At 68.5% G+C, this 17,244-nt stretch carries 12 protein-coding genes and 1 pseudogene; 12 read left to right on the top strand and 1 reads right to left on the bottom strand.

The annotated features are described in order from the left end of the window. Positions 1–20: 20 nt before the first annotated feature. The 3 genes from nusG to rplA all read left to right on the top strand — a co-directional run bounded on the left by nusG (position 21) and on the right by rplA (position 2,165). Positions 21–863 (top strand): transcription termination/antitermination protein NusG, encoded by an 843-nt coding sequence (nusG, locus tag ACM9LD_RS12270; RefSeq protein WP_415676929.1) that lies wholly within the window; start codon positions 21–23, stop codon positions 861–863. A 60-nt stretch (positions 864–923) separates the two neighbouring features. Next, a complete protein-coding gene (gene rplK / locus ACM9LD_RS12265; RefSeq protein WP_068523954.1) occupies positions 924–1,355 on the top strand; it encodes a 50S ribosomal protein L11 in 432 nt (143 codons plus the stop codon). Between the two features lie 96 nt (positions 1,356–1,451). After that, entirely contained in the window at positions 1,452–2,165 is a 714-nt protein-coding gene (gene rplA / locus ACM9LD_RS12260) for a 50S ribosomal protein L1 (RefSeq protein WP_415676928.1), read from the top strand. A gap of 74 nt (positions 2,166–2,239) precedes the next feature. On the opposite strand, the gene ACM9LD_RS12255 is transcribed toward rplA, so the two are convergent. After that, a complete protein-coding gene (locus ACM9LD_RS12255) occupies positions 2,240–2,608 on the bottom strand; it encodes a hypothetical protein (protein ID WP_415676927.1) in 369 nt (122 codons plus the stop codon). A 234-nt stretch (positions 2,609–2,842) separates the two neighbouring features. On the opposite strand from ACM9LD_RS12255, the gene ACM9LD_RS12250 reads away from it, so the two are divergent. The 9 genes and pseudogenes from ACM9LD_RS12250 to ACM9LD_RS12210 all read left to right on the top strand — a co-directional run bounded on the left by ACM9LD_RS12250 (position 2,843) and on the right by ACM9LD_RS12210 (position 16,720). Beyond that, the gene (locus tag ACM9LD_RS12250) at positions 2,843–3,661 is read left to right on the top strand and encodes a DUF2786 domain-containing protein (RefSeq protein WP_415676926.1); all 819 of its coding nucleotides are present in this window, start codon (positions 2,843–2,845) and stop codon (positions 3,659–3,661) included. Next, positions 3,658–4,395 carry a hypothetical protein gene (locus tag ACM9LD_RS12245; RefSeq protein ID WP_415676925.1) on the top strand — a complete coding sequence of 246 codons (738 nt, stop codon included), beginning with the start codon at positions 3,658–3,660 and terminating at the stop codon, positions 4,393–4,395. Before ACM9LD_RS12250 ends, ACM9LD_RS12245 begins: the two co-directional genes overlap by 4 nt. Beyond that, on the top strand, positions 4,392–5,324 hold the full coding sequence (locus tag ACM9LD_RS12240) for a hypothetical protein (protein ID WP_415676924.1): 933 nt from the start codon (positions 4,392–4,394) through the stop codon (positions 5,322–5,324). The genes ACM9LD_RS12245 and ACM9LD_RS12240 overlap by 4 nt, the downstream gene beginning before the upstream one ends. 5 nt (positions 5,325–5,329) lie before the next feature. Then, a complete protein-coding gene (locus tag ACM9LD_RS12235) occupies positions 5,330–5,806 on the top strand; it encodes a TIGR04338 family metallohydrolase (RefSeq protein WP_415677070.1) in 477 nt (158 codons plus the stop codon). A 568-nt stretch (positions 5,807–6,374) separates the two neighbouring features. After that, positions 6,375–6,905, top strand: a complete 531-nt coding sequence (rplJ, locus tag ACM9LD_RS12230) for a 50S ribosomal protein L10 (protein ID WP_415676923.1) — start codon at positions 6,375–6,377, stop codon at positions 6,903–6,905. A gap of 99 nt (positions 6,906–7,004) precedes the next feature. Beyond that, complete coding sequence (gene rplL / locus ACM9LD_RS12225) at positions 7,005–7,397, top strand: 50S ribosomal protein L7/L12 (protein ID WP_415676922.1); 393 nt, start codon at positions 7,005–7,007, stop codon at positions 7,395–7,397. Positions 7,398–7,585: 188 nt separating this feature from the next. Then, positions 7,586–8,749: an ABC transporter ATP-binding protein gene (locus tag ACM9LD_RS12220; protein WP_415676921.1), complete on the top strand. Its 1,164-nt coding sequence runs from the start codon at positions 7,586–7,588 to the stop codon at positions 8,747–8,749. A gap of 433 nt (positions 8,750–9,182) precedes the next feature. After that, positions 9,183–12,733, top strand: a pseudogene (rpoB, locus tag ACM9LD_RS12215) (DNA-directed RNA polymerase subunit beta). A 30-nt stretch (positions 12,734–12,763) separates the two neighbouring features. Then, a complete protein-coding gene (locus ACM9LD_RS12210) occupies positions 12,764–16,720 on the top strand; it encodes a DNA-directed RNA polymerase subunit beta' (protein ID WP_415676920.1) in 3,957 nt (1,318 codons plus the stop codon). Positions 16,721–17,244 lie beyond the last annotated feature (524 nt).

Genomic DNA, 17,244 nt, shown 5'->3' with positions numbered 1-17,244 from the left:
ACGGAAGGAACTTCGGCGCTGTGAGCACCCCGGAGAACGAGGCAGAGCAGAACGTCCAGGACGTGCTGGTCGACGATGCCGCCGCGGCGACCGAGGTCGAGCAGGCCGAGGACGCCGCCGAGCAGGCCGACGACGACGCGCTGGTCGAGATCGAGGAGAGCGTCCTCGGTGCGGACGAGCCCGGCGACGGTGCCGAGATCGTCGCCGAGGAGGAGCCCGAGGAGATCGACCCCGTCGAGGAGCTGAAGGCGCAGCTGCGCACCGCCCCCGGCGACTGGTACGTGATCCACACATACGCGGGCTACGAGAACAAGGTCAAGGCCAACCTCGAGACCCGTGTCCAGAACCTCGACGTCGGCGACTACATCTTCCAGGTGGAGGTCCCCACCGAGGAGGTCACCGAGATCAAGAACGGCCAGCAGAAGCGGGTCAATCGCAAGGTGCTGCCGGGCTACATCCTGGTGCGCATGGACCTCAACGACGAGTCGTGGGGCGCGGTGCGCAACACCCCCGGCGTCACCGGCTTCGTCGGCCTGACCAGCAAGCCCTCGCCGCTCACGATGAACGAGGTCGTGAAGTTCCTGCTCCCCGAGAGCGCGCGCACCAAGCCCGCCAAGGACAAGGCCGGCGCCGCGTCCGACGGTTCCGCCGCCTCCGGTGGCGCGGCTGCGCAGGGCCCCGCGGTCGAGGTCGACTTCGAGGTCGGCGAGTCGGTCACCGTCATGGACGGCCCGTTCGCCACCCTGCCCGCGTCCATCAGCGAGATCAACGCCGAGCAGCGCAAGCTCAAGGTGCTGGTGTCGATCTTCGGTCGTGAGACGCCCGTCGAGCTCGCCTTCAACCAGGTCGAGAAGATCTCCTAGCGAGACACATGCTTCCCGCGCCACCGCAAGGGCGCGGGGTGAAGAAAAAGGAAACTGAGGATGCCCCCGAAGAAGAAGAAGGTCGCCGGGCTCATCAAGCTGCAGATCCAGGCCGGGCAGGCCAACCCTGCTCCGCCCGTGGGTCCCGCGCTTGGTCAGCACGGCGTCAACATCATGGAGTTCTGCAAGGCGTACAACGCCGCGACCGAGTCGCAGCGTGGCAACGTCATCCCCGTCGAGATCACGGTCTACGAGGACCGTTCTTTCGACTTCAAGCTGAAGACTCCTCCGGCCGCCAAGCTGCTGCTCAAGGCAGCGGGTGTGCAGAAGGGCTCGGGCGAGCCGCACAAGACCAAGGTCGCCAAGGTGACCTGGGATCAGGTGCGCGAGATCGCCGAGACCAAGAAGGAAGACCTGAACGCGAACGACATCGATCAGGCCGCGAAGATCATCGCCGGCACTGCTCGCTCGATGGGCATCACCGTCGAGTAAGTCGCCGGGAGGCTTCGGCCTCCCGTGGGAGGGCCGGCTCGGCCCGCAGAACCACTCACTGCCCATCAGCTGGGCAAGAACGAAAGAGCTAGATACATGAGCAAGAACAGCAAGGCCTACAAGGCCGCTGCCGAGAAGGTCGACAAGGACAAGCTGTACAGCCCGCTCGAGGCCGTCACGCTCGCCAAGGAGACCTCCTCCACCAAGCAGGACGCCACCGTCGAGGTCGCCATGCGCCTCGGTGTCGACCCCCGCAAGGCCGACCAGATGGTGCGCGGCACCGTCAACCTGCCGAACGGCACCGGTAAGACGGCCCGCGTGATCGTCTTCGCCGTCGGCGACAAGGCCGAGGAGGCCAAGGCCGCGGGTGCCGACGAGGTGGGCGCCGAGGACCTGATCGAGAAGATCCAGGGCGGCTGGCTCGAGTTCGACGCCGCGATCGCCACCCCGGACCAGATGGCCAAGGTCGGTCGCATCGCTCGCGTGCTCGGCCCCCGTGGCCTCATGCCGAACCCGAAGACCGGCACCGTCACCCCCGACGTGACCAAGGCCGTGGGCGACATCAAGGGCGGCAAGATCACGTTCCGCGTCGACAAGGCCGCGAACCTGCACTTCGTGATCGGCAAGGCGTCCTTCGACGCCAAGCAGCTGGTGGAGAACTACGGCGCCGCGCTGGACGAGATCCTGCGCGCGAAGCCGTCGGCGGCCAAGGGCCGGTACCTGAAGAAGGTCACCGTCTCGACGACCACCGGACCGGGCATCCAGGTGGACCCGCAGCGCGTGAGCAACCTCACCGAGGACGAGGCGTAAGCCTCCCTCATCAGGGTCTGAACCACGAAGCCCCCGATCTCCGCGAGGAGGTCGGGGGCTTCGTCGTGTCAGGGTCAGATCAGCGCGGTGCCGGAGCTCGCGATGAGGAACATGAGCAGGAAGAAGCCGCCGAAGGCGAGGATCGCGAGCAGGGTCAGCGCGGTGAGGGCGCCGCCGATGACCATGCCGATGGTCGCCAGCGTGTTCTTGTAGCCGCGGTCGCGGGACTGCCGGTGCGCGATCCAGCTGACGATCAGCCCGACGGGGTACAGGCCCAACACGGTCAGCACGAGCCCGACGATGCCCATCGCCTGATCCGGGTCCTGCAGGCCCTGCGGCGGCGGGTAGCCGGGGTAGGGCTGGTACGCCGGGTACGGCTGGGCGGGGTACGACGGTGGCTGTCCGTACGGGTCGTAGCCGTACGGGTCCTTGGGCGTCGACATCGTGAACCCTCCCCTTGTCATTGTGGAGATCGGTGTGCGCCCAGCGTAACCGAGTGCACCTCCAGTCCGTCCTCGTCCGGCTCCTGGTCATCCTCCGAGCGGAGCCGCCGTTCCGTCGACGGTATCCGGCGGCGATGGTGATTCGCTTGCCGTGCGCTTGGGCCCGCGGAACCGCGGGCCGGTCGTGGAGTCGGGCGCGGAACCGTGTCGGTGGGCGCCGGTATTCTCGCGCGCATGGACGACGACAGGCTGCTCGCACGCATCGGGGCGCTGCTGCGGCAGGCGGAGGGCACTGACAACGAGCACGAGGCCGCCACGTTCACCGAGGCCGCGCAGCGGCTCGCCACGGCCGCGTCGATCGATCTCGCGGTCGCCCGCGCGCACCAGCGCGGCGCCGAGCGGGCGCGCGCGGTCCCGGAGCAGCGCACCGTCCGGATCGGGGAGGCGGGGCGTCGCGGCCTGCGCACGTTCGTCGAGCTGTTCGTCGCGATCGCCCAGTCGAACGACGTGCGGTGCGACGTGGCGTCCAACTCCACCTTCGTCTTCGCCTACGGCTTCGCGGAGGACGTCGACGCGTGCGAGGCGCTGTACGCGTCGCTGGTGATCCAGATGGTCCGCGCGTCGGACGCCTACCTCCGTTCGGGCGCCCACAAGTCGGAGACGGTGCAGCAGCTCTACGAGGACCGGCGCACCCGGCGCCGCTGGGTGGAGACCAAGCCGGTCTCGGGGGTCACGGCGCGGATCAACTTCCAGTCCGCGTTCGCCGCCCGCATCGGGGCGCGCCTCGCGGAGGCCCGGGCCGAGGCCACGGCGCAGGCCACGGAGCGTGGCGAGCCCGGCACGGCGGTCGCGCTGCGCGACAAGGAGGTCGAGCTCGCCTCGTTCTACCGGGACGAGTCCACGGCGCGGGGCCGATGGCGCGGGTCCTCCGCCTCGGCCGGCTACTCCGACGGTGCCCGCCGCGCGGGTGATCGGGCCGGGCGATCCGCGCGCCTGGGCACCCACTCCGAGCTGAGCGGCGGCCGCGGAGCATTGGAGCAGGGCCGGCCGTGAACCCGTACCCGCCGCCACTCCCGCACGCCCCATCACCGCCGCCGCCGTCGCGCGGGAACGCGGGGCTGTGGTGGGCGACCGGGGGAGCGGTCCTCGCCGTCGTGCTGGTCGCGGTGTTCGCAGCGCTGCTGATGGCGCGCGGCTCCGGCGGCTCGTCGACGACGGCGGGAGCCACGTCGGCGGCTTCGGGAAAGGCCGGCGCCTGCGGGCTCCCCGGCGCCGGCTCGACCACCCCGATCGGCGAGCGCGTGGTCGCCGGCCCGGTGTCCTTCCCCGCGTCCGCGGCTCCGGGGTGGACCCCGCAGCGCTACCAGCTCTTCGCGCCCGGCGCGCAGGCGGCGGGTCTGCGCACCGCGGTGCCCGGCCACACGTGGGACGCGCACGTCGAAGTCGGGCTCACCACGTTCGCGCCCAAGGTCTCGGTCGCGGAGGCCGCGCGCCGGATCATCCCGTGCATCGTCGCGAGCAGCCGGTACGACTCGTATCGGCCTCGGCTCGAGGGGCTGACCGAGCCGGAGGCGATCACGGTCGACGGGGTGCCCGCCGCGCGCGTCGTCGGCCGCATCCTCGTCAGCCGCGAGGGACTCGCGATTCCGGGTGACGTGGTTACTGTTGTGGTGATCGGCTCGGCGCCCCAGGCATACTTCGAGTCGGACACCCCGATCGGGGACACTGCTCTCGCGGCGGTGGCCCAGCAGGTCTTCGAGCAGCTCAAGGTGGCGAGGGACGTATGAGCAACCCGCAGGATCCGAACGGACAGCAACCCGATCCGTACGGGCAGCCCGATCCGTATGCGCAACCAGATCCGTACGCGCAGGGCGGCTACCAGTACGGGTACGGCCAGCAGACGAACCCGTACGGGCAGCCCGCGGATCCCTACGGGCAGCAGCAGCCGTACCAGCAGGGCTACCAGTACCCGGGCCAGCAGTACGCCGGCCAGCAGGGGCAGCCGCCGCAGAAGCCGAATCGCACGGGCCTGTACGCCGCGATCGGCATCGCCGTGGTGCTGGTGGTCGCGGTGGCGATCGCCGCCGTGCTGCTCGTGGTGAACTCCGGCTCCGGTGAGAGCGACCGGACCGCCGCGCCCAGCGCCGGCCCCTCCTCGGTCACGCCCAGTACGGGCGGCGACTGCGGGGTGCCCGGCACCGGCCTGGCCTCGCCGATCACCGACCGCGTCGCCTCGGGCCCGCTGTCCTTCCCCGTCGCGGCCGCGCCGGGCTGGGAGCAGGAGAGCTACACCGTGTACGCGCAGAGCATCGCCGCCGCGGGCCTCCAGAAGTCGATGGACGACGGACAGCCCTGGCAGGCCGGTGCCGAGGTCGGCCAGACCAACTTCACCTCGAAGCTCGACCCGAAGGACGCCGCCTCGCGGATGATCCAGTGCATCGCGGACGGTGCCGGCTACCTCAACGTGAACTCCAAGCGGGTCGAGCAGTCCGCGGCCGAGGCGATCACGGTCGACGGGGTGCCCGCCGCCAAGGTCACGGGAAAGATCCTGGTCACGGGCGACAAGCTCACCGTCGCGGGCGACGACATCACCGTGATCGTCATCGCCTCCGCACCGCAGACCTACGCGATGCTGGTCATTCCGATCGGCCGTGACGACATGGCAGCGACGGGCAAGGCGATCATCGAGCAGCTCAAGGTCGCGAAGGATGTGTGACCCCGCTGGCTAGGGACGCGCAGCGGGCCGCGGTCTACCGCGCGGAGGAACTGGTCCGTGGCCTGTTCGAGCACGCGGGGGCGGGCCGCACCGTCGACGTCCTGGGGGTGCCGCTGACGCTGCCGCCCGAGGCTCGCTTCGCCTCGGTCGAGTCCGTGCAGACCTACGCCGACCGGGTCCTCGGCTCCGGCGCGGTGCGGGTGCGGGCTCGAGCGGGCGCGGCCGGCGCGCACTACGAGAGCGGTCCCGCCGGCCCGGTCGTCGCCGTCCCCGCCGGGCGCGACGGTGCCTGGGCCCTGCGCGAGCTGGTCATCCTGCACGAGCTCGCGCACCACGTGGTCGCGTCGGTGGACGCAGACGGGGCCGCCCACGGCCCGTCGTTCACCCGCGCCTTCGTCGACCTCGCGGCGCAGGTCATGGGCCCGGAAGCGGGCCTCGCCCTGCGGATCGTCTACACGGAGTCCGGCGTGACCGTCGGCTGACTGGCGTGCACCCGGCGGCACCGGCCGTAGGTGCCCGCCCGGGGAGCCGGCTTGTCGTGGGGGAGAGTCGGCGTCGAGTGGGGGAGTGAACGCGGCGCGGGGGACGACCGAGCCCCCTCCCCACGCACGGCGTTCGGTGGGGGACCGAATCCTGGGGTGGGGACCGGGTGTCTGGTGAGGGATGGAACGTTGAGCAGGGGATGTGACACGGCGGGGTGCGATATGCCGCGGCCGAGTCCCAGCTGCAGGATTCGGCGCCGCGCGGGAACGACACCCAATGAGGCACGGTGCTCCCGACCGTCCCGGCCGCACCGCACCGTCGAACCACGATTTGGCGAACCCGCGCACCGTCGGTACTCTGGTCCTTCGGAATCCGGTGACAACCGGACCGTTCCACCGAAGACCGTCGGTCGTCAGGCGCGAGCCTGATCGAAGGTCCGGCCCCGAGCCGGCGACCCACGCAGGAGGACGAGGATTCTTCATGAACCCCGTGCGCCCTGCGCCGGGGTTCTCGTCGTTTCAGGGCAAGGCCTCCCACGACGGATGACACGTAGAGAGGAGGCGAAGTATGGCAAACGCCGAGAAGGTCGCAGCAGTCGCTGAGATCGCTGAGCAGTTCTCCAAGTCCACGGCCACCGTGGTCACCGAGTACCGCGGGCTGTCGGTCGGTTCCATCACCGAGCTGCGTCGTTCGCTCGGAGAGGGTGCTACCTACTCCGTCGCCAAGAACACCCTGGTCAAGCTCGCCGCCAAGGATGCTGGCGTCGAGGGCCTGGACGAGCTGTTCGTGGGCCCGACCGCTATCGCCTTCATCGAGGGTGAGCCGGTCGAGGCCGCCAAGGCGATCAAGAAGTTCGCCAAGGACAACAAGGCCCTGGTCATCAAGGGCGGCTACATGGACGGCAAGGCGCTGTCCGTGGCTGAGGTCGAGCGTATCGCCGATCTCGAGTCGCGCGAGGTGCTCCTGGCCAAGCTCGCCGGTGCCATGAAGGGCAACTTGGCGAAGGCCGCTGGCCTGTTCAACGCTCCCGCCTCGCAGGTGGCCCGCCTGGCCGCCGCGCTGCAGGAGAAGAAGGCCGCCGACGAGGCTGCCGCGTAAGACCGCTGATCCAGCGAACCCCCGCGCGCACCGCTCGCGGGAACCATCACCACCTTGCCTCGCGGATCAGCGAGCAAGACTGAACGGAAGGACGCCACCATGGCGAAGCTCACCACCGACGAGCTGCTTGATGCTTTCAAGGAGCTGACCCTGCTCGAGCTCAGCGAGTTCGTGAAGGCTTTCGAGGAGACCTTCGAGGTCACCGCTGCTGCTCCGGTCGCCGTCGCGGCTGCCGGTGCCGCCCCGGCCGCCGGCGGCGCCGACGCCGCTGCCGACCAGGACGAGTTCGACGTCATCCTCGAGGGTGCCGGCGACAAGAAGATCCAGGTCATCAAGGTCGTCCGCGAGCTGGTTTCGGGCCTCGGCCTGAAGGAGGCCAAGGACCTCGTCGAGGGCGCCCCCAAGGCGATCCTGGAGAAGGTCGACAAGGAGGCCGCCGACGCGGCCAAGGCCAAGCTCGAGGAGGCCGGCGCGTCGGTTTCGGTCAAGTAATAACCGAACCGCACGTCAGTGCTTGCAACCGCCCCGTCGCCCAGTGCGACGGGGCGGTTCGCGTTTCCGACGGTGCCACCGGCCTCGAGTAGAACAGGTCCGGTACCGCCACCAGCGGGTACTGGGGTACTGTGCTCCCAGCGGTCTGTGGCGCGAGCCACACCTGGAAGCGACGAAAGGTCTCGACAGTGGGTGTCGAAGTAACAACCAAGAACCTGACGAAGTCGTTCGGGTCCCAGAACATCTGGTCCGACGTTTCGCTGACCCTGCCCGCGGGCGAGGTCTCGGTTCTGCTCGGCCCGTCGGGTACCGGTAAGTCGGTGTTCCTGAAGTCGCTGATCGGTCTGCTGCGCCCCGAGGAGGGCGAGATCATCATCGACGGTACGGACATCCTCACGTGTACGTCCTCGGAGCTGTACGAGATCCGCAAGATGTTCGGCGTGCTGTTCCAGGACGGCGCGCTGTTCGGCTCGATGAACCTGTACGACAACACGGCCTTCCCGCTTCGTGAGCACACGAAGAAGAAGGAGAGCGAGATCCGTCAGATCACGATGGAGAAGCTCGAGATGGTCGGTCTGATCGGCGCCGAGGACAAGCTCCCGGGCGAGATCTCCGGCGGTATGCGTAAGCGCGCCGGCCTCGCCCGCGCCCTCGTGATGGACCCGCAGATCATGCTCGTCGACGAGCCGGACTCCGGCCTCGACCCCGTGCGTACCACCTACACCAGTCAGCTGCTGATGGACATCAACGCGCAGATCGACTGCACGACGCTGATCGTCTCGCACAACATCAACATCGCCCGCACCGTGCCGGACAACATGGGCATGCTCTTCCTCAAGCACCTGGTCATGTTCGGCCCCCGCGAGGTGCTCCTCACGTCCGAGGAGCCGGTGGTCAAGCAGTTCCTCTCCGGTTCGATGATCGGCCCGATCGGCATGTCGGAGGAGAAGGACTCGGCGCAGATGGAGGCCGAGATGGCCCGCGTCGCCGCCGGCCACTCCGACGGTGGCGTCGACGTGCCGGACGAGATCGCCCCGCAGATGCAGCCCACGCCGGGCATGCCGCCCCGCAAGGGCGAGCAGCGGCGCAAGGCCCGCGTCCGCCAGATCCTGCCGACGCTGCCCGAGAAGGCCCAGATCGCGATCCGCAAGGACCTCGGCGACGACCCGGCCGACTACGCCACGACGGTGCCCGCGGCCGCCGCGCAGCAGTACCAGCAGGTCCCGGAGACGGCCCCCGTCTCCATCCAGAAGGAGTACGCGGGCGACGAGGCCCCGACGTCGGCCTACCCGGTGACGCAGCCGGACGAGAACCCCACCGACCACCTGCCGAAGGTCGAGGACGGCCGCTGACCGCACCGTCGTGACAACCGCCGACACCGGCCCGGGAACTCCTCCCGGGCCGGTGTCGTCGTCCCGGGGGTGGCGTCGGCCCCGATATTCGAAGGAAATCGGCGGTTTCGCTTGACGTTCGCGCGGATTCGGGTCACAGTTATCGGCAGGACGCGAGTGCTCGTGTCCACGTGAGAGCATCCTCGGGTGCCTCCGGCCCGCACGGCAGCCAGCCCGCGGCCGGGGCCGACGGCGGAGCCGACCGACGATGCCGGTGTTCGAAGAACGGCGCGCGTCATGCTTGCGCGCAAGCCCCTCGGGGCTTAGTCTGGACTGCCCCTTGCGGGGTGGTCATTCCTCTGTTAGTGTTGGACGTTGCGCTGGCTGCCTCCTGCCCATCTGAATATTCGCCCTTCGTAGGGGCCGTACTCTGCGGGTTGCCGTCAGCACAGTTTTGGCAACGTTACTAGTCACAGCAGAGGACGCATCTTGGCAGTCTCCGTCTCCAGCCAGACTCAGAACGATCAGAACGACGCCGTGGTGCCCGGAGCGCCCAAGCGCGTGTCGTTCGCGAAGATCTCCGAGCCGCTTCCCGTACCGGGCCTGCTCGATCTGCAGATCGACTCGTTCGACTGGCTCGTCGGTACGCCCGCTTGGCGGGAGAAGGCCGCGGCGCGCGGCGAGGCACAGCCCACCGGCGGTCTGGAGGACATCCTCGCTGAGCTGTCGCCGATCGAGGACTTCTCGGGCTCGATGTCTCTCTCCTTCTCCGATCCGCGCTTCGACGAGGTCAAGGCCTCGATCGAGGAGTGCAAGGACAAGGACATGACGTACGCGGCGCCGCTGTTCGTCACCGCCGAGTTCATCAACAACAACACCGGCGAGATCAAGTCGCAGACCGTCTTCATGGGCGATTTCCCCATGATGACGGACAAGGGCACGTTCATCATCAACGGCACCGAGCGCGTCGTCGTCTCGCAGCTCGTCCGCAGCCCGGGCGTGTACTTCGACGAGAACATCGACAAGTCGACCGAGAAGCCGCTGCACAGCGTCAAGGTCATCCCGGCCCGCGGTGCGTGGCTCGAGTTCGACGTCGACAAGCGCGACACCGTCGGTGTCCGCATCGACCGCAAGCGCCGCCAGCCCGTCACCGTGCTGCTCAAGGCGCTCGGCTGGACCACGGAGCAGATCCTCGAGCGCTTCGGCTTCTCGGAGATCATGCGGTCCACCCTGGAGAAGGACAACACGGCCGGCACCGACGAGGCGCTGCTCGACATCTACCGCAAGCTGCGCCCGGGCGAGCCGCCCACGAAGGAGTCGGCGCAGACCCTGCTGGAGAACCTGTTCTTCAAGGAGAAGCGCTACGACCTGGCCCGCGTCGGCCGGTACAAGCTGAACAAGAAGCTCGGTCTCCCGGCGAACTCCGACGGCACGCAGCCGCTGGTGCTCACCGAGGAGGACATCGTCGCGACGATCGAGTACCTCGTGCGCCTGCACGAGGCACCGTCGGAGCAGCTCACCTACATGACCGTGCCCGGCGGCGAGGAGGTGCCCGTCGAGGTCGACGACATCGACCACTTCGGCAACCGTCGCCTGCGCACCGTCGGCGAGCTGATCCAGAACCAGCTGCGTGTGGGCCTGTCCCGCATGGAGCGCGTCGTCCGCGAGCGCATGACCACGCAGGACGTCGAGGCGATCACCCCGCAGACCCTGATCAACATCCGCCCGGTCTCGGCGGCGATCAAGGAGTTCTTCGGCACCTCGCAGCTCTCGCAGTTCATGGACCAGAACAACCCGCTGTCGGGCCTGACCCACAAGCGCCGCCTGTCGGCTCTGGGCCCCGGTGGTCTCTCGCGTGAGCGCGCCGGCCTCGAAGTCCGCGACGTCCACCCGTCGCACTACGGCCGCATGTGCCCGATCGAGACCCCTGAGGGCCCGAACATCGGCCTGATCGGTTCGCTGTCGGTGTACGCGCGGGTCAACCCGTTCGGCTTCATCGAGACCCCGTACCGCAAGGTCACGGACGGTAAGACCACGGACGAGATCGTCTACATGACGGCCGACGAGGAGGACCGCTACTACATCGCGCAGGCGAACGCGGCCACCGACGCCGACGGCCGCCTGACCGACGAGAAGGTGCTCGTGCGGAAGCGCGGCTCCGAGGTGGAGTTCGTCCCCGTCTCCGCCGTGGAGTACATGGACATCTCGCCGCGCCAGATGGTCTCGGTCGCGACCGCGATGATCCCGTTCCTCGAGCACGACGATGCCAACCGTGCCCTCATGGGCGCGAACATGCAGCGTCAGGCCGTGCCGCTGGTCCGTTCCGAGTCGCCGCTGGTCGGCACCGGTATGGAGCTGCGCGCCGCGGTCGACGCCGGCGACGTCGTCATCACCGAGAAGCCGGGCGTCGTGGAGGAGGTCTCCGCCGACTTCATCACGATCATGGCCGACGAGGGCACGCGCAAGACCTACAAGCTGCGCAAGTTCGCGCGGTCGAACCAGGGCACCTGCGCCAACCAGCGTCCGATCGTGAACGCCGGGCAGCACGTCGAGGCCGGCCAGGTCCTGGCCGACGGCCCCTGCACCGACAACGGTGAGATGGCGCTCGGTAAGAACCTGCTCGTGGCGATCATGCCGTGGGAGGGCCACAACTACGAGGACGCGATCATCCTCTCGCAGCGCCTGGTGGAGGAGGACGTGCTCACGTCCATCCACATCGAGGAGCACGAGATCGATGCGCGCGACACGAAGCTGGGCGCCGAGGAGATCACCCGGGACATCCCGAACGTCTCCGACGAGGTGCTGGCCGATCTCGACGAGCGCGGCATCATCCGCATCGGCGCCGAGGTCCGCGACGGCGACATCCTGGTCGGCAAGGTCACCCCGAAGGGCGAGACCGAGCTGACCCCGGAGGAGCGCCTGCTCCGCGCGATCTTCGGTGAGAAGGCGCGCGAGGTCCGCGACACCTCGCTCAAGGTGCCCCACGGCGAGACCGGCAAGGTCATCGGCGTCCGCGTCTTCTCGCGCGACGACGACGACGAGCTGGCCCCCGGCGTGAACGAGCTGGTCCGCGTCTACGTGGCCCAGAAGCGCAAGGTCCAGGACGGCGACAAGCTGGCCGGCCGCCACGGCAACAAGGGCGTCATCGGCAAGATCCTCCCCGCCGAGGACATGCCCTTCCTGCCCGACGGCACCCCGGTCGACATCATCCTGAACACGCACGGCGTGCCCCGTCGTATGAACATCGGCCAGATCCTGGAGACGCACCTCGGGTGGGTCGCCAAGACCGGCTGGGACGTGCGCGACGAGAACGGCAACATCCCTGAGTGGGCGGCGCAGCTGCCCGAGGAGATGTACAGCCAGCCCAAGGACACCAACACCGCCACCCCCGTCTTCGACGGTGCGCGGGACGAGGAGCTGGCCGGCCTGCTCGGCTCGACGCTCCCGAACCGCGACGGCGACGTGATGGTCCAGGCCGACGGCAAGGCGACGCTGTTCGACGGCCGCTCGGGTGAGCCCTTCCCGTACCCGGTGGCCATCGGCTACATGTACATCCTGAAGCTGCACCACCTGGTGGACGAGAAGATCCACGCCCGCTCCACCGGCCCGTACTCGATGATCACGCAGCAGCCGCTGGGTGGTAAGGCGCAGTTCGGTGGACAGCGCTTCGGCGAGATGGAGTGCTGGGCGATGCAGGCGTACGGCGCCGCCTACACCCTGCAGGAGCTCCTCACCATCAAGTCGGACGACGTGGTCGGCCGCGTGAAGGTGTACGAGGCGATCGTCAAGGGCGAGAACATCCCCGAGCCCGGCATCCCCGAGTCGTTCAAGGTGCTCCTCAAGGAGCTCCAGTCGCTCTGCCTGAACGTGGAGGTGCTGTCGTCCGACGGTGCCGCCATCGAGATGGCCGACGGCGACGACGAGGATCTCGAGCGCGCTGCTGCCAACCTCGGCATCAACCTCTCGCGCAACGAGAACGCCTCCGCCGAAGACCTCGCGAACTAGTCCACGCCAACCGAACGAATTAGGAGAGAAGTGCTCGACGTCAACTTCTTCGACGAACTGAAGATCGGTCTGGCGACCGCCGATGACATCCGTAACTGGAGCTACGGCGAGGTCAAGAAGCCCGAGACCATCAACTACCGCACGCTCAAGCCCGAGAAGGACGGCCTCTTCTGCGAGAAGATCTTCGGCCCGACCCGGGACTGGGAGTGCTACTGCGGCAAGTACAAGCGCGTCCGCTTCAAGGGCATCATCTGCGAGCGCTGCGGCGTCGAGGTCACTCGCGCCAAGGTGCGTCGTGAGCGGATGGGCCACATCGAGCTCGCCGCGCCCGTCACCCACATCTGGTACTTCAAGGGCGTCCCGTCGCGCTTGGGCTACCTGCTGGACCTGGCGCCGAAGGATCTCGAGAAGATCATCTACTTCGCGGCCTACGTGATCACCGAGGTCGACGAGGAGCAGCGCCACAACGAGCAGTCCACGCTCGAGGCCGAGATCACCTCCGAGAAGAAGGTGCTCGAGGACCAGCGCGATGTGGACCTCGAGAACCGCGCCAAGAAGCTGGAGGACGACCTGGCCGTCCTCGAGGCCGAGGGTGCCAAGGCCGACCAGCGCCGCAAGGTGAAGGACGGCGGCGAGCGGGAGATGCGGCAGATCCGCGACCGCGCGCAGCGTGCCATCGACGAGCTCGACGAGATCTGGACGACCTTCGTCAAGCTCGCGCCGAAGGACATGATCGTCGACGAGAAGCTCTACCGTGAGCTGCAGGACCGCTACGGCGAGTACTTCAAGGGCGCCATGGGCGCCGAGGCGATCAAGAAGCTCATCGAGAACTTCGACATCGACGCCGAGGCCGAGTCGCTGCGCGAGACGATCCGCTCGGGCAAGGGGCAGAAGAAGCTCCGCGCCCTCAAGCGGCTCAAGGTCGTCGCGGCGTTCCAGCAGTCGGGCAACTCGCCGCTGGGCATGGTCCTCGACGCGGTGCCGGTGATCCCGCCGGAGCTGCGCCCGATGGTCCAGCTCGACGGTGGCCGGTTCGCCACGTCCGACCTGAACGACCTCTACCGTCGCGTGATCAACCGCAACAACCGCCTCAAGCGACTGATCGACCTCGGCGCGCCCGAGATCATCGTCAACAACGAGAAGCGGATGCTGCAGGAGTCCGTCGACGCGCTGTTCGACAACGGCCGCCGCGGCCGTCCGGTCACCGGACCGGGCAACCGCCCGCTCAAGTCGCTGTCCGATCTGCTCAAGGGCAAGCAGGGCCGGTTCCGCCAGAACCTGCTCGGCAAGCGCGTGGACTACTCGGGCCGTTCGGTCATCGTCGTGGGTCCGCAGCTCAAGCTGCACCAGTGCGGCCTGCCGAAGCTGATGGCGCTCGAGCTGTTCAAGCCGTTCGTGATGAAGCGCCTGGTGGATCTCAACCACGCGCAGAACATCAAGTCGGCCAAGCGGATGGTCGAGCGGCAGCGCCCGCAGGTGTGGGACGTCCTCGAAGAGGTCATCGCCGAGCACCCCGTGCTGCTCAACCGTGCCCCCACGCTGCACCGCCTGGGCATCCAGGCCTTCGAGCCGCAGCTCGTCGAGGGCAAGGCCATCCAGCTGCACCCGCTCGTCTGTGAGGCGTTCAACGCCGACTTCGACGGTGACCAGATGGCAGTGCACCTCCCGCTGTCCGCGGAGGCGCAGGCCGAGGCCCGCATCCTGATGCTGTCCTCGAACAACATCCTGTCGCCGGCGTCGGGCCGCCCGCTCGCCATGCCCCGTCTGGACATGGTGACCGGCCTGTACCACCTGACCACCGAGAAGGCCGACGCGAAGGGCGCGTACACGCCCGCCGCGAAGGACCAGCCGGAGACCGGTGTGTACTCGTCGCCGGCCGAGGCCATCATGGCCGTCGACCTGGGCGACCTGTCGATCCAGGCGCCGATCAAGGTGCGGCTCACGCAGCAGCGCCCGGCGGCCGAGGTCGAGGCGGAGCTGTTCGACGGTGCGTGGACCCGCGGTCAGGCCTGGACGGCCGAGACCACCCTGGGGCGCGTGCTGTTCAACGAGCTGCTCCCGGCGGACTACCCGTTCATCGACGAGCAGATGCCGAAGAAGCGTCAGGCCGTGATCATCAACGACCTGGCCGAGCGGTACCCGATGATCGTGGTCGCGCAGACCGTCGACAAGCTCAAGGACGCCGGTTTCTACTGGGCCACGCGTTCGGGCGTGACGGTCTCGATGTCCGACGTGCTCGTTCCGCCGAGCAAGAAGGACATCCTCGACCGGTACGAGGAGCGGGCAGACGGCATCGAGCGCAAGTACGCCCGCGGTGCCCTCACCTCGGGTGAGCGGCGCGACGCGCTGGTGGAGATCTGGAAGCAGGCCACGGACGAGGTCGGTAAGGCGATCGACGACTTCTACCCCGAGGACAACCCGATCACGATGATCCCGAAGTCGGGCGCCACCGGCAACATGACCCAGGTGCGCAACCTGGCGGGCATGAAGGGCCTGGTGACGAACCCGAAGGGCGAGTTCATCCCGCGTCCGATCAAGTCCTCGTTCCGCGAGGGCCTGACGGTGCTGGAGTACTTCATCAACACCCACGGCGCGCGTAAGGGTCTGGCCGATACCGCTCTGCGTACCGCCGACTCGGGCTACCTGACCCGTCGTCTGGTCGACGTCTCGCAGGACGTCATCGTCCGCGAGACCGACTGCGGCACCAGCCGCGGCATCGTCGTCCCGCTGGCGGAGGTTCAGGCCGACGGTTCGCTGATCCGCGACGCGCACGTCGAGACCTCGGCGTACGCCCGCACGCTCGCCGAGGACGCGGTCGCCAAGGACGGCACCGTCGTCGTCGAGCGCGGTCACGACCTGGGCGACCCGCAGATCGAGGCGCTGCTCGAGGCCGGCATCGCCGAGGTGAAGGTGCGCTCCGTGCTCACCTGCACCACCGGCACCGGCGTCTGCGCCACCTGCTACGGCCGCTCGATGGCGACCGGCAAGCTCGTCGACATCGGCGAGGCCGTCGGTATCGTCGCCGCGCAGTCGATCGGTGAGCCCGGTACCCAGCTGACCATGCGTACCTTCCACCAGGGTGGCGTCGGTGACGACATCACCGGCGGTCTGCCGCGAGTCACCGAGCTGTTCGAGGCCCGTGTCCCCAAGGGCAAGGCCCCGATCGCCGAGGTCTCCGGCCGCATTCGCCTGGAGGACGACGACCGGTTCTACACGATCACCATCACGCCGGACGACGGCAGCGAAGAGGTCGTGTACGACAAGATCAGCAAGCGCCAGCGCCTCCGCGTGTTCAAGCACGAGGACGGCTCGGAGCGCCTGCTGGCCGACGGTGACCACGTGCAGGTGGGCCAGCAGCTCCTCGAGGGCGCTGCCGACCCGCACGAGGTGCTGCGCGTCATGGGCCCGCGTCAGGTGCAGGTGCACCTGGTCAACGAGGTCCAGGAGGTGTACCGGTCGCAGGGTGTGTCGATCCACGACAAGCACATCGAGACCATCGTGCGCCAGATGCTGCGTCGCGTGACGATCATCGATTCGGGTTCGACGGAGTTCCTGCCCGGTTCGCTCACCGAGCGTTCCGAGTTCGAGTCCGAGAACCGTCGCGTCGTGGCCGAGGGCGGCGAGCCCGCGGCCGGCCGTCCGGTGCTCATGGGCATCACGAAGGCCTCGCTCGCGACCGATTCGTGGCTGTCGGCGGCCTCCTTCCAGGAGACCACCCGCGTGCTCACGGACGCCGCGATCAACACCCGCTCCGACAAGCTGGTGGGCCTCAAGGAGAACGTCATCATCGGTAAGCTCATCCCGGCCGGTACGGGCATCAACAAGTACCGGAACATCCAGGTGCAGCCGACCGAGGAGGCTCGCGCGGCCGCGTACTCGGTGCCGACCTTCGACGACCAGTACTACGGCCCGGAGGGTGCGTTCGGCGCCCCGTCCGGTGCCGCGGTGCCGCTCGACGACTACGGCTTCTCCGACGGCTACCGGTGAGCTGAGTAGCTAGCTGAATCCGGCCCCCGACCCTTGCGGTCGGGGGCCGGATTCGTTGGTCCGACGGTGACTGTCGGCCGGGCCGGGCGGGGACGTGCGGGGTTCGGCGCGATTGCTTGCGGTTTCGGTGCCGGCGACCTGCGAATCGTTCACCGAAACCGCTGGGAAACCAGTGTCGCCGGCGTCGTCCCCCGCGCGGCGTCGACGGGGCGTGGGGGAGAGTCGGTCCCCATGAGACGACCGGCTTCCCATGGGGGAGGCGCGGTCCCCCACGCGACGTGTTCGTCCCCCGCGCCGCGCCGATCCGCGGCCCCGGCGTTCCGTCCCCCATGAGACGCCGTTCGTGCGGTGGGGGAGGCGTCGTCCCCCTCGCGGCGCCGATTCCCCCATGAGGAGCCGGCTCTCCTAAACGGAACGCCGAATCCCCCACGAGGAGCCGGCTCTCCCAAACCGGACGCCGATTTCCCACACCGAACGCCGCGGGGTCGACCTATTGACGCAACCGATCGGTTGTGTGTACGGTG

Source organism: Tsukamurella hominis (genome assembly GCF_965137015.1).
Taxonomy (GTDB): Bacteria; Actinomycetota; Actinomycetes; order Mycobacteriales; family Mycobacteriaceae; genus Tsukamurella; species Tsukamurella hominis.
Note: the sequence above shows the minus strand (reverse complement) of the source record. Positions and strands in the feature narration are given on the sequence as shown.